At 70.9% G+C, this 16,412-nt stretch carries 6 protein-coding genes; 1 reads left to right on the plus strand and 5 read right to left on the minus strand.

Translation table 11 applies throughout. The features are described 5' to 3' along the window. Positions 1 to 24: 24 nt before the first annotated feature. From ABIC44_RS06655 to ABIC44_RS06675, 5 genes are all read right to left on the minus strand, one after another. Positions 25 to 1,212 (minus strand): beta-barrel domain-containing protein, encoded by a 1,188-nt coding sequence (locus tag ABIC44_RS06655; protein ID WP_354294415.1) that lies wholly within the window; start codon positions 1,210 to 1,212, stop codon positions 25 to 27. Continuing rightward, entirely contained in the window at positions 1,209 to 3,350 is a 2,142-nt protein-coding gene (locus ABIC44_RS06660; protein ID WP_354294417.1) for a type I secretion system permease/ATPase, read from the minus strand. The genes ABIC44_RS06655 and ABIC44_RS06660 overlap by 4 nt, the downstream gene beginning before the upstream one ends. Then, positions 3,347 to 4,615, minus strand: coding sequence for a TolC family protein (locus tag ABIC44_RS06665; protein ID WP_354294418.1), 1,269 nt, complete (start codon positions 4,613 to 4,615; stop codon positions 3,347 to 3,349). The genes ABIC44_RS06660 and ABIC44_RS06665 overlap by 4 nt, the downstream gene beginning before the upstream one ends. A gap of 178 nt (positions 4,616 to 4,793) precedes the next feature. Then, positions 4,794 to 13,982, minus strand: a complete 9,189-nt coding sequence (locus tag ABIC44_RS06670; RefSeq protein WP_354294420.1) for a BapA/Bap/LapF family large adhesin — start codon at positions 13,980 to 13,982, stop codon at positions 4,794 to 4,796. A 195-nt stretch (positions 13,983 to 14,177) separates the two neighbouring features. Further along, the gene (locus ABIC44_RS06675) at positions 14,178 to 15,146 is read right to left on the minus strand and encodes a family 43 glycosylhydrolase (RefSeq protein ID WP_354294421.1); all 969 of its coding nucleotides are present in this window, start codon (positions 15,144 to 15,146) and stop codon (positions 14,178 to 14,180) included. Between the two features lie 132 nt (positions 15,147 to 15,278). Here ABIC44_RS06675 and ABIC44_RS06680 point away from each other — a divergent pair, with 132 nt between their 5' ends. Further along, a complete protein-coding gene (locus tag ABIC44_RS06680) occupies positions 15,279 to 16,412 on the plus strand; it encodes a glycoside hydrolase 5 family protein (RefSeq protein WP_354294422.1) in 1,134 nt (377 codons plus the stop codon).

The raw sequence follows: 16,412 nt of genomic DNA on the forward strand, positions 1-16,412 counted from the left end.
TGGGATGGGATGGGAGTGGGGCGACTACCGCTCACGCATCGCCTCGCGCGCGCGGTTGAGCGGTTTCAGAAGATATTGCAGCACGGTCTTGCTGCCGGTGTGGATGTCGGCGGTGGCGATCATGCCGGGCACGATCGGAAAGCGCTTGCCCGCCTTGTTGACCAGCGAGTCGGCCGTCGTCCGCACGAAGACGCGGTAATAATAGACGTCCGGGTTCACCTCGTCGCGGATGGTGTCGGGCGAGATGCTGCTGACCTTGCCCTCCAGCCCGCCGAAGATCGCATAGTCATAGGCGGTGATCTTGACGCTGGCGCGCTGGCCTGGGCGGATAAAGGCGATGTCGCGCGGCGCGATCCGTGCCTCGACCAGCAGGCGTTCGTCCAGCGGCACGATCTCCATGATCTTGCCATTGGGCGGGATCACGCCGCCGATGGTCGACACCTCGATATTCTTGACCACGCCGCGCACCGGCGAACGCAGGGTCAGGCGGCTGAGCGTGTCCGAGCGGCCGCGCACCACGGGGGCGAGCGCCTCCACCTCCTCGCTGACCTTGGCCAGGTCCTGCCGTGCCTCGACGATATATTGCGAGCGCAGGTCCGATTTCTTCAGGTCCAGATCGGCGCGCTGGCGCTTCAGGCGCAGCACCTCGACATTGCTGGCCGCGCCGACCGCGATCAGCGACTCCCCGATCCCCACTTCGCGGCCGATCAGCGCGAGCGACTCGTCGATCAGCCCGATCGAACTGGCCAGGCTGCGGCGGCGCGCATCATATAGCCGCTGCTGCTCGGCCTTGAGCGCGGGGAAAGCGTTCAGCTCGGGCGAGAAGGTCAGGGGCGTGCCGTTCACCTCCGCCTGCAACCGCGCCTGCGCGGCGAGCGCGGCGCGGTATTTGGCGGCGCTTTCCTCGACCGTCGATCCGGCTTGCGTGGGGTCGAGCTGCGCCAGGATCTGGCCGGGCTTCACGATATCGTCCTGCCGCACCAGCATCCTGGCGAGGATGCCGCCCTCCAGCGATTGCAGCACCTGTTCGCGGCTGGTCGGCACCACCCGGCCACTGCCCGTCGCGACCTCGTCCAGCTCGGCGAACCACGCCCAGCCGAGCGCCACGACGAACAGCGCGGTCAGCACCCAGGTCATCCGCTTGGCCGCCAGCAGCGGCGCGCCGCCCTCGTCGGCGAAGGGCAGGTCGGCGGGGTGAGTCAGCGCGGTCATGCCGCCTGGCTCCGTGCGCCACCTTGTCCGGCCTTGGTCATGGTCGCCAGCGCATTGGCCTTGGGCTGGTCGAGCAGGATCTGGCCCTGGTCGATCACGATGATCCGGTCGACCAGTTCGAGCACGCGCATCCGGTGGGTGGCGACGATAACGGTGCGGCCCCGGCTCCACTCGCGGAACCGTTCGATGAACTGGCGCTCGGCGGTTTCGTCCATCGCGGCGGTCGGTTCGTCAAGCAGCACGACCTGCGGCTGGCGGATCAGCAGCCGGGCGAGCAGCAGTGCCTGTTGCTGCCCGCCCGACAGGCCACGCCCGCCCTCCAGCACGCGGTGCTCCAGCCCGTCGCGCAGCCGCCGGACGAAATCGACCGCGCCGACCATGGCGAGCGCCGCCAGGATCGCCTCGTCGCGCGCCATCGGTGCGCCCATGGTCAGGTTCTCGCGCAGCGTCCCGTGGAACAGGCGGCTGTCCTGGGTCAGCAGCGCGACGTCGCGGCGGACATCGCCGGGATCGATCTGGTGCAGCGCGAGATCGTCGAGCAGCACCTCGCCCGATATCGGCTGGAGCATCCCAGACAGGCCCTGCAGCAGCGTGGACTTGCCCGCCCCATTGCGGCCGAGCAGCGCGATCGTCTCGCCCGCCCCAATGTCCAGCCGTGGGACGGTCAGCGCCGGGGGGGCATCAGGATCGGCATAGCCGAACACCGCCGAGCGCAGCGCGAAGCGCCCGGCGACCGAGGGCAGGGGGATGCGATGCTCGGCATCGGGATGGTCGACCGGCAGCGCCATGATCTGGTTCAGGCTCTGCGCGGCGACCTTGGCATGCTGATAGCGGCCGAGCAGGTGCGAGACCTGTCCCATCGGCGCCATCATCCGGCTGGCCAGCATCGAGGTCGCGACCAGCGCGCCGGTCGTGATGTCGCCCGCGATGACCATCGGCGCGCCGACGAAGATCACGGTCGCATAGACCGCATTCTGCACGCTCTGCGCCCAGGTCGACAGGCTGGCGGTCAGCCCGCGCAGGCGCAGCTGCGCCTCGCCCGCGACCGCGTTGCAATGGTTCCACTGGCGCTGGAAACGCTCCTCGGCCTGGAGCGTCTTGATATCCTCGATCCCCTGCACCGCCTCGACCAGCAGGGCGTTGCGCAGCGAGGTCTCGCGCATCGACTCGGTGGCATGCGCGCGCAGGCGACGCTGGGCGAGAAGGCTCGGCAGCAGGAGCGCGACCAGCGCCACCACCGGCACCAGCGCCAGCGTGCCGCCGATGAAGCAGAGGATGACGAGGAACAGCAGGAAGAAGGGCAGGTCCGCCACCGCCGCGACGGTGGTCGAGGTCAGCATGTCGCGCACCTGGTCCAGATCGCGAAGCTGCGCGATGAAGGTGCCGGTCGAGGTCGGCCGCGCGCGGTTGCGGACGCGCAGCGCATGGCCGAACACCCGATCGGACAGCCGCAGATCGGCACGCTTGCCAAGGATATCGGTGATGCCGACCCGCAGCCGCCGCAGGACGAAATCGAATCCGGTGGCCAGCAGCACGCCCAGGAACAGGATATAGAGCGTCGGCATCGACTGGGCGGGGACCACCCGGTCATAGACCTGCATCGAGAACAGCACGCCCGCCAGCCCCAGGCAGTTGGTCACGACCGAGGCGACGGCGACATGGCCGTAGCCCCGTGCGTCCTGAAGCAGGATGTCGCGCAGCCAGTGCGGCTGGAAGGGGCGGATATAGCTGTCGACCCGGACATCGGCGGCCGAGCGCGACGGGCGCGGGATGACGAAGACGCGGGTCTGTTCGACCAGCGCGGCGAGCGGTCGCTGCACCGCCAGATCGCCCTCGCCCGCGACGGTGAACAGCGCCTGCCCCTCGGCGTCGATCGCGGTGATCAGCGCCAGCTCGCCGTCCGCCAGGCAGGCGATGACCGGTAGCCGCCAACTGGTCAGCCGGACGCTGGCCGGGGCGGCGAAGCGCACCGACAGGCCCGAGGCGCGGGCGAGCGCGCGGACCCGCGTCTCCTCGTCGCCCTCGCCCTGCCACAGCGCGGTCAGCCGCGCGCGCTGTTCGGCAAAGGGCATGCGGTAATGGCGGGCGACCTGACCCATCATGTCGATCCAGCCCTGCGCATCGGCGGGCGCGGTCACAGCGTCACCCCCCGGATGCTGGTGCCGGTCAGCCCGAAATCGTCGCGCGCCTGGCCCGAGACATAGAGGCATTCCACCGCCAGCCGCCGCAGGTCATGCTCGGTATTCGCCGCGTCGAAGCGGGCCTGCTGCAATTCCTGTTCGGCGTTGAGCAGGTCGACCAGCGTGCGCGTGCCCATCTCGAGATATTGCAGGCGATAGAGCTTGCCCGTCTCGACCATATTGTCCTGCCGTTCGGCGAGCGTGGTGAGCAGTTGCGACAGCCCGGCCATCTGCTGCTGCGCCTCGGCGAGTTGCTGGCCCGCCTCGTTGCGGGCCTGGCGCTCGGCCGCCTCGGCGGCGCGGACGCCGTAATCGGCGCTGCGCGCGCGGGCGCGCACCGCATTGCCGCCGAACACGTCGCTGGTGACGTTCAACCCGAAATTATAAAGGCTGCGGTCGGAAAAGGGCGACGACACATCGGCCGAGGCATCGCCCGCCAGCGCGATGGTGGGCAGCCGCCCGGCATGGGCGCGCCGCGCCTCGGCGGTCGCCTGTTCATATTGCGCGCGGGCCCGCATGATCGCGGGCACATCGGCCCAGTCGACCGTCATCGCGCGGCCGCAGCTGCGCAACAGCCAGTCGGGCACCTGCGGATCGACCGCGGGCGCGCTCTCGCGGCCCAGCAGGAAGGACAGGCTGGTGGTCCAGCGGCGCTGTTCCGCCTCGATCCGGGTCAGCGTCGCGCGCGCGGCGGCGACCCGCGACTGCGCCTGGAGCGCGTCGGAGCGCGTCGTCGCGCCCTTGCCGAACCGCTTTTCGACCAGCGCGCTGATATCCTCGATCCGTGCCAGCTGCTCCACCGCGATGGCGCGCAGCGCGGCGTTGCGCTGGACCTCGATCATCGCAAAGCCGGTGTCGCGGATCAGGGCATCCACCGCCAGCAACAGGTCGGCGCGCCCGATCCGGGTGCCCGCGCGCGCCGATTCCACCGCGCCCGCGACCTTGCCGAAATCATACAGCATCTGCGAGGCGGACAGTTGCGGCCTGGGGCGCCAGCCGGTGCTGATCCGGCTGTCATAGCCGCTGCCGACGCCCGCGCTGATCCGGGGGAGATAGCCCGCGCGCGCAACCTCGACATCCTCGCCGCGCGCGTCCAGCGTCGCGCTGGCCTGCGTGACCGAGGGGTGCCAGGCCAGCACCTCGCGCATGGCGCTTTCCATCGTGACGGCCGGTTCGGCCGATACGGGGGGGCTTGCCATGATCACCGCCAGAACAGCCGCCATCACCCTTTCCCATCGTCGCTGATAGCGTTCACGCCACTCTGTTCTCATCAGGCGCCTTTCCTAGCCTCTCCAGCGCCGGAGTTCGGCTAAACTGCTTTAATAAAAGAAGAAAAGTGCCGAAGGCTGGCGCCTTCGGCACTGTCAATCACGTCCATTTCCGGAGTGGTGACCGCATTCGTCACATTATGTGCATGGTCGCCAGCTTCTCCTGCTCGGAGTCGGCCGAAACGGTCAGATAGCCCAGCGGATCGTCGACGATCGGCGCGGCGTCGATGGGACCGGTATCGGTGGCGATCGCGGTCGATCCCCGATCGTCGGTCAGGGTGACGGTCGCGGGCTGCCGCGTATCCAGATAGCGGGTCAGCACCGCCTCCAGATCGCCCTGGCCCTCCATCATCGACAGGGCGATCCGCGCGTCGCCATGGTCGGCGGCGACCACCGGCGCGGGCTGGTCGATGTCCGCCATCATCGGCACCACGTCGAGCGCCAGATGATCCATGCCATCGGCATCGAGCGCGGTGATCGTCGCGGCCGGGAAGGCCGGGGCGACGCCGTTGTTGATGTCGACCGCGACGTCCAGCCGCGCGGTCGCCACCTGCCCGTCGGGCTGGACGATCTGATAGGTGAAGCTGTCCACCGGATCGACCGCCGAATAGCCCAGCGTCGCGCTCGGCTGATAGCTATACTGTCCAACCTCGTTGATCGTCAGCGTGCCGTGCGCGCCCGTCAGCGTCAGCGGCGTGTCGCCCACCGCGACGAAGCGGCCGCCCGACAACATCCGGATTTCCAGGAAGTCGCTGCCCGGCGCGTCGTTCGCCAACAGGTCGCCGCTGACCGGGGTCGTGCCGGTCAGCGCGAACTGGTCGAGATGGGTGACCGTCTGGGCGACATAGACGCTGCTCGTATAGCCGGTGCCCAGCGCGTTGGTGCTGGTGACGGTGTAGTTGTAGGTGCCCGAGGGCAGCCCGGTCATCGTCACGCTGAGCCCCGTGCCCAGCACCCCGCCAATGCCCGCCACGCCGGTGCCCGAGTTGGTGCCGACCACCGTGCCCGCCGCATTGGTGACGGTGATCGTATAGCTGGGCAGCAGCGCCAGCCCCGGCGCGATGACCGCCGACAGGGTGACGTTGGCGACGCTGTTGGCGTCCACCGTGAAGCTGTCGACGGCCCGCCCGGTCTGCGGCCCGGACAATATGCTCGCCAGCGGCGTGGTGAAGCTGGTGTCGACGACCGGCGCGCGCGTCTCGACCACGTTGACGAAGCTGGCCGCGGCGGTGGCGATGTCGTTCACGGCCAGGGGCGCGCCGGTCACGTCGGGGCTGCCGATCGTGATGGTCAGCGTGGCGCTCTCGCGTTCATTGTCCGAGGCGTCGAGCAGCGTGTAGGTGAAGCGGTCGACCTTGCCGAGCACCGCCGCATTCGCATCGGGGATATAGGTATAGCTGCCGTCGCGCGCGATGGTCAGCGTACCCCATAGACCCGCGACAATCGTGGTGTCGGCCGTCACCGCCGTCGTCACGCCGTTCAGCGTCACGCTCTCCACGACCGTCTGCGGGCTGACCACGTCGATCTGGCCGCTAGTGCCGGGATCGGTGATGACGTTGCCGTTGGTGACGGCGGGTATGACCTGCGCGATGTCGGTGAAGTCGGAATCGACCCCGGTGACGCTCAGCCCGCCCAGCAGCCCGACGCCCAGCATATTGTCGAAGGTGACGAAGGCGCGGTACTGGCCCGGCCCCAGATCGGCATTGGCGACGAGGTTGCCGTTCAGCAGCCCGACCTCCAGCAGCGACGACGTGCCGCCGCCATCGACCGCGACCCAGCTGGTCCCGTTGAACCGCTGGACCACCACCGAATAGCCACTGGCGACCCCGACATTGGCCAGCGAGTCATAGGTGAAGGTCGCCGCCAGCGTATGGCCCGCATCGACGGTGAACTGGACATTGGGGATGGCCAGCACCTGCGCATCGAGGTTGACCAGCCCCAGCGAGACCAGCGCGGTATAATTGGCGCTGCCCAGATTCTCGTTGGTCTGGACCGGGACCAGATCGACCAGCGCCGTGGCGGTGTTGTCGAAGGCGCCGATGTCGAAGGGCGCGACGATCGACACCGCCGCCGAGACATTGCCCGCCCCGTCGCGCAGGCCCACGCTCAGCGTCTCGCCCGCCAGCTGCGGGCTGGGCAGGGTGACCGCATAGAGCCCTCCGGGGGCGACCGTGCCGGTGCCGATGACGGTCCCGGCGGCGTTGCGCACCTCCACCGTGGCGCCCGGCTCGCCCAGGCCGCTGACCACCGTGCCGCCCGGATTGATCGTGGCGGTCGGGGGCGCGGGGGGCGTGATGTCGGGGGCGTTGGCGACGATCCGGACCGAGGCATTGCCCGCCGCATCGGTCTGGGTCACGCTCAGCAGCTGGCCATTGGCCTGCGGCGTGGACAGCGTCGCGCTATAGCCGCCATCCGCACCGACCAGCGCGGTGCCGACCAGCTGTCCGGCGGGATCGAGGATGCGGATCGTCGCCCCCGCTTCGCCGGTGCCGGTGACGGTCGTGCCCGTGCCGTTGACCGTCGCCAGCGGGGCGGCGGGCGGGGTGATGTCGGGCGCGATCACGCTGCCGGGCAGCGAGGCATTGCCCGCGACATCGGCCTGCGTCACCTGAAGGAGCTGGCCATTGGCCTGCGGCACGGTCAGCGTCACGCTATAGCTGCCATTGGCCGCGACGATGCCGGTGCCGATGACCGTGCCCAGCGGATCGCGGACGGTGACCGTCGCTCCGGCCTCGCCGGTGCCGGTGACCAGTGTACCGACGCCGTTGATCGCGGCGGTCAGCCCGATCGGGGCGGTGATGTCGGGTGCGGTCGCCTGCGCGGTCGCCGAGACATTACCCGCCGCATCGGCCTGGCTGAGCGACAGGAGCTGGCCGTTCGCCTGCGCCGGGACGAGCGGCACGGTGAAGCTGCCGTCCGCCGCGACCAGTGCGGTGCCCAGAATGGCGCCGCCCGGCCCCCGGATGGTGACGGTCGCCCCCGCCTCGCCGGTGCCGGTCAGGGTGGTGCCGTCCCCCGACACGATGCCGACCGGCGCCAGCGGCGCGGTGAGGTCGGGTGCGGTCACGGCGGCAGCGGCCCCGACATTGCCCCCGGCATCGGCCTGGGTCACGGACAGCGCCTGGCCGTTGACCTGCGGCGTGGCGAGGATGGCGGCATAGGTGCCGTTGGGGGCCACCACCGCCGTGGCGATCGCCGTGCCGCCCGCGTCGCGGATGGTGACGGTCGCGCCCGCCTCGCCTTGGCCGGAGATCAGCGTTCCCGCGCCGTTGATCGCGGCGGTCAGGCCGACCGGCGCGGTGATGTCGGGGGCGCTGACCTGCGCGATCGGCGAGACATTGCCCGTCGGATCGCTCTGGCTGAGCGACAGCAGCTGGCCATTGGCCTGGGGAGGGGTCAGCGTCGCGGTGAAGCTGCCGTCCCCGGCGATCAGCGCGGTGCCCAGCACGATGCCGCCGGGGCCACGAACGGTGACGGTGGCGCCCGCCTCGCCGGTGCCGGTGATGGCGGTGCCGTCGGCCGCGACGATGCCGACCGGCGCGAGCGGCGCGGTCAGGTCAGGCGCGGTGACGGGGGCGGGGGTGCCGCTATTGCCCGCCGCATCCACCTGGGTCGCGACCAGCAGCTGGCCGTTCACCTGCGGCGTGGTCAGGAGCGCGGCATAGCTGCCGTTCGCGGCGACCAGCGCCGTGCCCAGCACCGTCCCGGCGGCATCGCGGATGGTGACGGTCGCCCCCGCTTCGCCCTGGCCCGTGACGATGATGCCTGCGCCGTCGATCGCGGCGGTCAGGCCGACCGGCGCGCTGATGTCGGGCGCGGCGATCTGCGCGATCGGCGAGACATTGCCCGCCGGATCGGCCTGGGTCAGCACCAGCAGCTGGCCATCGGCCTGAGCGGGCGACAGCGTCGCGGTGAAGCTGCCGTCCCCGGCCACCAGCGCGGTGGCCAGGATCGTGCCGCCGACGTCGCGGATGGTGACGGTCGCCCCCGCCTCGCCGGTGCCGGTGACCGTCGTCCCGTCCCCGGATACGGTCCCCAGCGGCGCGAGGGGCGCGGTGAGGTCGGGCGCGACGACGCCGACGCCGGGCGAGGCATTGCCCGCCGCATCCGCCTGCGTCGCGGTCAGCGGCTGGCCATCGGTCTGCGGCGTGGACAGCACCACCACATAGCGGCCGGTCGCGCCGACCACCCCGCTGCCCAGCAGCGTGCCGCCCGCGTCGGCGATGCGGACGGTCGCACCGACTTCCCCGGCGCCCGTCACCACCGAGCCGGTGGCGTCGATCGTCGCGGTCGGCGCGGCGGGTGGGGTCAGGTCCGGCGCGATGGCGATGGCGGGGGGCGAGACATCGCCGTCCGCATCGGCCTGGGTCACGCGGACCGTCTCGCCATTGGTCTGCGGGATGGTGAGCGTGGCGCTGTAGCTGCCGTCCGGATTGACGGTGGTACCGCCGATGACGGTGCCGGTCGCATCGCGCACGGTGATCGTCGCGCCCGCCTGTCCGGTGCCCGATACGCTCGCGCCGTCCAGCGCGACGCTGGCGGTCGGTGCGCCCGGCGTGTCGTTGGGCACCAGATCGGGGGCGATCGCCGCACCCGGTGCCGAGACATTGCCCGCCGCATCCGCCTGGGTCAGCGTCAATAGCTGGCCGTTGGTCAGCGGCGGGGCGAGCGCGACGGTGAAGCGGCCGTCCGCGCCGACCGGCACGGTGGCGATCACCAGCCCGACCGGATCGGTGATGGTGACGATCGCGCCGATCTCGCCGGTGCCGGTCAGGCTGGCGCCATCGGCCGCCACGACGGCGGCGGGCGCGTTCGGCGGCGTCAGATCGAGCGCGGCAACGCTGGTGCTGCCCGAGATATTGCCGGTGGCATCGGCCTGGCTGACCGACAGGATCTGCCGGTCGATCTGCGCGACGGGCAGGAGCACGGCATAGCTTCCCCCCGCATTGACGGTCGCGGTGCCCAGCACGTTGCCGCCCGCATCGCGCACCGTCACGGTCGCGCCGACCTCGCCCGTGCCCGACACGATCCTACCCGTCGGATCGAGCGAGGCGAGCGGCGCGCCCGGCGCGGTGATGTCGGGCGCGATCGCGGTGGTCGCGCCCGAGACATTGCCCGTTGCGTCGGACAGGGTGGCGCTGATCGTCCCGCCATTCGCCTGGGCGGGGGTCAGGGGCACGGCGAACAGGCCATCGGCACCGATCGCGCCGCTGCCGATCACCGTCCCGTCGGCGTCGCGGATGGTGACGGTCGCTCCCGCTTCGCCGCTGCCGCTGGCCAGGGTGCCGTCGGCGTTGACGGCGACCAGCGGCGCATCGGGCGCGGTGAAGTCGGGCGCGGTCACCGTCACCGGGGCGGAGGCATTGCCCGCCGCATCGGCCTGCGTCACCAGCAGGGTATCGCCGTCGATCCGGGGCGGGGCGAGGACGACCGTATAGGCGCCGTTGGCGGCGGCGGTCGCGGTGGCGACCACCGTGCCGCCCGCATCGCGCACGGTAACGGTCGCGCCCGCTTCGGCCAGCCCGGTCACGACCGTGCCGGTGGCATCGATCGCGGCGGTCAGCCCGACCGGCACGCTGGTATCGAGCGCGATCAGCGCCAGCGGCGCCGAGACATTGCCCGCCGCATCCGCCTGGGTGACGGTCAGCGTCTGGCCGTTCACCTGCGGCGTGGTCAGCGTGACGGCGAAGTTGCCGTCCGCTCCGACCTGCGCGGTGCCCAATACCGTCCCGTCCGCCGCGCGTACGGTGACGGTGGCGCCGACCTCGCCGGTGCCGCCGACCGTGATGCCCTCGGCCGACAGCGTGGCGACGGGCGCGGCGGGGGCGGTCAGGTCGGGGGCGATGGGGGCGACGGAGAGCGAGGCATTGCCCGCCGCATCCGCCTGCGTCACCTGCAACGTCTCGGCATTGCGTTGCGGGGTGGTCAGCGTCGCGACATAGCTGCCGTCCGCACCGACGATGGCGGTGCCGATGACGATACCGGCAGGATCGCGAATGGTGACGCTCGCACCCGCTTCGCCCAGGCCGGTCACCAGCGTTCCGTCGCCGCTGACCGTCGCGGTCAGCCCGGTGGGGGCGGTGATGTCCGGCGCGGTGACGATGACGACGGGCGAGGCATTGCCCGCCGCATCGGTCTGGACGATCTGCACGGTCTCGCCATTGGCCTGGGGCGTGGCGAGCGGGACGGTGAAGCCGCCGTCCGCGCCGACCTGCGCGGTGCCCAGCAGGGTGCCGTCGGCGGCCCGCACGGTGACGGTCGCGCCGGGCTCGCCGGTGCCCGCCAGCGTCACCCCGGCATCGACGACCGATCCGGTCGGCGCGAGCGGCGCGGTGATATCGGGCGCGGTCAGCGGGACGGGGGCGGAGACATTGCCCGCCGCATCGGCCTGGGTCACGCTCAGCACCTGGCCATTGGCCTGCGGGGTGGTCAGCGTCGCGCTATAGCCGCCATTGGCATCGACCTGCGCGGTGCCGATCGCCGTGCCGCCCGCATCGCGGATGGTGACGGTCGCACCGGGCTCGCCGCTGCCGGTCACGACGATGCCGTTGCCGTCGATCGTCGCGGTCAGCCCGGTCGGGGCGGTGATGTCGGGCGCGGTGAGGGTGACCGAGGACGAGCTGTTCCCGCCGCGATCGGTCTGGCCGACCGTCAGGGTCTCGCCATTGGCCTGGGCGGGGGACAGGGTGACGCTATAGCCGCCGTCCGCGCCGACCACCGCGCTTGCCAGCGGCGTGCCGTCCGGCCCGCGCACGGTGACCGTGGCGAAGGGCTCGCCGGTGCCGATGACCGCGCTGCCATCCGGCGCGATCGTCGCGACGGGCGCATCGGGGGCGGTCACGTCGGGGGCCGCGACGATGCTGGGGTCGGAGACATTGCCCGCGGCATCGGTCTGCGTCGCGGTCAGGACCTGGCCGCCGGTCTGCGGCGTGGCGAGCGACACGACGAAGCTGGTGTCGGCGGCGACCACCGCGCTGCCCAGCAGATTGCCGTTCGCATCGACGATCCGCACCGTCGCGCCGGGCTCGCCATTGCCATAGACCGCCGCGCCGTCACCCGACAGCGTGACGCCGGGCGCGTCCGGCGGGGTGATGTCTGGGGCGACCGTCATCATCGGCGGCGAGATATTGCCCGCCGCGTCGGTCTGCGTGACCATCAGCATCTCGCCATTGGCCTGCGGCGTCGGCAGCGTCACCGAGAAGCTGCCGTCCGCCGCCACGGGCGCGGTCGCGATCAGCGTGCCGTCGGCGTCGCGAATCTCGACGATCGCGCCCGCCTCGCCGGTGCCGGTGACGACCGTGCCCTCGGGGCTGAGTGCGACCGAGGGCGCGTCGGGCGCCGCCAGATCGGGCGTGACGGTGGTGACGGCGGCGGAGACATTGCCCGCCGCGTCGGTCTGCGTCGCCGACAGCGTCCGGCCATCGGCGGTGCCGGTGGGCAGCGCGATGCTGAACGTGCCATCCGCGCCGACGATGGCGGTACCGATCGGCAGGCCATCGGCGTCCGTGACCCGCACGGTCGCACCGGGCTCGCCCGTCCCGGTCAGCACCGTGCCGTCCGCGCTGACCGCGACGACCGGCGCGCCGGGGGCGCTGGTATCCGGCGCGGTCAGCGTGGCCGCAGCCGAGACATTGCCCGCCGCATCCGCCTGGGTGACGGTCAGCGTCTCGCCATTGGTCTGCGGCGCGGTCAGCGTCAGCGTATAATTGCCCTGCGCATCGACCGTGGCGGTGCCGATGACCTGTCCTGCCGCATCGCGAACCGAAACCGTCGCGCCGGGCTCGCCGGTGCCGGTGACGGTATCGCCATTCTGCCCGAGCGTGGCGGTTGGTGCGGCGGGCGCTGTCGTATCGGACACAGTCAGCGTGGCGGCGGGCGAGACATTGCCCGCCGCGTCGGCCTGCGTGACGGTCAGCGTGCCGCCATTGGCCTGCGGCGTGGTGAGGGTCAGCGTGTAGTTACCCTGCGCATCGACGGTGGCGGTGCCGATGACCTGCCCGGTTGCATCACGAACCGATACCGTCGCGCCGGGTTCACCGGTGCCGGTGACGGTGTCGCCATTCTGCCCGAGCGTGGCAGTCGGCGCGGCGGGCGCGGTCGTATCGGACACAATCAGCGTGGCGGCGGGCGAGACATTCCCGGCCGCGTCGGCCTGCGTGACGGTCAGCGTGCCGCCATTGGTCTGCGGCGTGGTGAGGGTCAGCGTATAGTTGCCCTGCGCATCGACGGTGGTGGTGCCGATGACCTGCCCGGCCGCGTCACGAACCGAAACCGTCGCGCCGGGCTCGCCGGTGCCGGTTATCGTCGTGCCATTCTGGCCGAGCGTCGCGGTCGGTGCGGCGGGCGGGGTGATGTCGGGCGCGGTCAGCGTGGCGGCGGACGAGACATTGCCCGCGGCATCCGCCTGGGTGACGGTCAGGGTGCCGCCATTGGCCTGCGGCGTGGTCAGCGTCAGCGTGTAGTTGCCCTGCGCATCGACCGTCGCGGTGCCCAGCACGTTTCCGGCGGCATCGCGGACGGTGACGGTCGCACCGGGCTCGCCGGTGCCGGTGATCGTCGTGCCCTGGCCGTTCACGGTGGCGGTGGGGGCGGTGGGGGGCGTGATGTCGGGGGCGGTGACGCTCGCGCCGGGCGAGACATTGCCCGCCGGGTCCGACTGGGTGACGGTGACCGGCTGGCCATTGGTCTGGGGCGGGTTGAGCGTGATGGCATAGCTGCCGTCCGCGCCGACCGTGCCGGTCCCGATCACCGTGCCGGTGGGATCGGTGACGCGGACCGTCGCCCCGGCCTCGCCGGTGCCGGTGACGCCGGTTCCGGCCGGGTTGAAGATGGCGGTAGGCCGCGCGGGCGCTTGCGTATCGGCGGTCGGTGGGGTGGCGGGGGCGCGATCATCGTCACCGCCGCCACCCGAGACGGCCGCGACCAGACCGCCGACCCCCGCCACGCCCAGCACGGCGGGCAGGATGAATGACGCGCCGCCGCCCTGCGCCGCCCCCTGCGCGGCCAGCAGGTCGTCGAGGCTGGTCAGCGCGGTGAAGCGGCCCGCGCCACTGGCGGCGGGATGCGCCAGCCACTGACCGCCCTGATCGTCGCGCAGGACGAGGTCGCTGATGGTGCCGCGCTGTTCGTTGTAGAAATGGTCGATACGGATGGTCTGGCCATCGGCCAGGCGGATGATCAGGTCGTTGCCCTGCCGTTCCATCGCGGCGACCTGCGCGCGGTCGAGGTCGAGCCGGACGACGCTGGGCGCATCCAGCGTGATGACATTGGCGGTGGTGGTCGTCGTGGTTCCGCTGGCCTTGGCGATGATCTCGGTCTGCATGCCCTGCTCCTCCCAAAAGCTGTTCCCGGCGTCCGGCACGGAATGCCGGACGGGGGCGACGGCGCATGGGTCGCACAGAGATGCGGACGCACGGCCTGCCCCTTATGAAGCGGGAACCACGGCCTGGGGCGGCGGATGCTGGGATTCCGAATCCGGATTTGATTCAGATGGTTAACGGAAGTTTACGCGTCCCCGTCACCGCCGGGGCGAAAGGGTCGGCGCATCGTCGTCGGTCATCGTCACGCGGCGGATGCCGCCGTCCGGGGCATAGCCGATCCGGTCGATCGCCACGACCCGTTCGCCCCGGAACGGACCGGGTCCGGCCGCGCGGTCCCAGCGGTGATAGACGATCAGCCAGCGCCCGTCGGGCGTCTTCACGAAGCTGTGATGCCCCGGCCCCTGATGCCGCGCGTCGCTGGTCAGGATCGCACCGCGATAGCGCCATGGTCCGATGGGCGAGGGGGCGGTCGCGTAATGGACCGAATAATCGGGTCCGTCGAAGCGGCCATGGCTGTAGGACAGGTAATAGAGGCCGCCGCGTTCGTGCATGAACGCGCCTTCGGTGAAGTTCGGCGGCTGCGGCACCGGAATCTCGCGCGCGATCGATACCATGTCGGGCTTCAACTGCCAGACGCGCAGCCTCGCCCCCGCGCTGCCGCCCGCATAGAGATAGGTCCGGCCCGACTTGCGGTCGGTAAAGACCATCGGGTCGATCGCCTCGAACCCCGGGCCGCCGGTGACGAGCGGGCGGCCGCTGTCGCGATACGGTCCCTCGGGCCGGTCGGCGACGGCCACGCCGATCCGGCTGGGCGTCGGATTTTGCGGGCCGACCGAATAATAGAGATAATAGCGGCCACCCCGCACCGCGACGCCGGGCGCCCAGAGGAAATGGTCGCGGGCGCCGTCATCCTTGATCCAGCCGATCTGGTCGCGGCGGATCAGCGCGCCGCGTGGCCGCCAGTCCTTGAGGTCGCGGCTGGAAAAGGCGCCGAACCGGTCGGCGGCCCAACTGCCCCCCGGCCCGCCGGTGGGAAAGATCCACATCTCGTCGCCGATCATCATGGCATGCGGGTCGGCCCCCTCGAATTGCGGGTTCCGCGCGGCGACCGAGACGGTGGTCGCCAGCGCCAGTCCGGCGGCGGCGCAATAGTGGAACGCCCTCATCCTGATCCTCTCTCATGGTTGCGGCCGACCTGTCGCGGTCGATCCGATTGGTCGTACAATATCCTGTAACATCGACGGAATTTTCTCTAGCCTCCTCGCGCAAAAGACCAACAAGACAAGGGAGAGGATGGGATGAAGCCATGGATGCTGGGCGGAATCGCGCTGCTCGCGCTGTTGCCCGCCGCACCGGCCGAGGCGCGGGACCGCTGGACCGAGGCGCAGGCCCGGGTCTGGTATGATCGCCAGCCCTGGCTGGTGGGGGCGAATTACACCCCCGCCTCGGCGATCAACCAGCTGGAGATGTGGCAGGCGGCGACCTGGGACCCGGCGCGGATCGACCGGGAACTGGCGCTGGCGCAGGGCATCGGGATGAACACGATGCGGGTGTTCCTGCACGACCAGCTCTGGGCGCAGGACCCGGAGGGGTTCAGGCAGCGGATCGGCGCGTTCCTGACCATCGCCAGCGCGCATGGCATCCGCCCGCTCTTCGTGCTGTTCGACAGCTGCTGGGACCCGGACCCCCGGCCGGGGCCGCAGCATCCGCCGATCCCCGGCGTCCACAATTCGGGCTGGGTGCAGGGGCCGGGAATGGCGGGGTTGCGCGACCGTGCGCGCTGGCCCCGCTACCGCGCCTATGTGCAGGGCGTCATCGGCGCCTTCCGCGACGATCCGCGCATTCTGGGCTGGGACGTGTGGAACGAGCCCGACAATGGCGCCGACCAATATAAGGGGCAGGAGGGCAAGGAGCCGCTGGTCCGCGCGATGCTGGCGCAGGTGTTCGACTGGGCCCGCGCGGCGGAGCCGTCGCAGCCGATCACGTCGGGCGTATGGCTGGGCGAGGACTGGGCGCCGGGCGGGCGCGCCTCGCCGATGGAGAGGCTGCAACTGGCGCAGTCGGACGTGATCTCGTTCCACGACTATAGCTGGCCCGAGACGTTCGAGCGGCGGGTCAAGCAGTTGCTCCCCTATAACCGCCCGATCCTGTGCACCGAATATATGGCGCGCGGCAACGGATCGACCTTCGACGGATCGCTGCCCATCGGCAAGCGGTACAATGTCGCGATGATGAATTGGGGCTTTGTCGATGGGAAGACGCGGACGCGGCTGCCATGGGATAGCTGGAAGAAGCCCTATGTCCTTGAGGAACCGACCATCTGGTTTCACGAGGTGTTTCGCGGCGACGGCACGCCCTATCGCCCGGCGGAGACCGATCTGATCCGCCGCCTAGCCGCCGCGCCCAAGGGGGTGGTGCCCGCCGCCCCCTGA

Source organism: Sphingomonas sp. 1185 (genome assembly GCF_040544655.1).
Lineage (GTDB): Bacteria > Pseudomonadota > Alphaproteobacteria > Sphingomonadales > Sphingomonadaceae > Sphingomonas.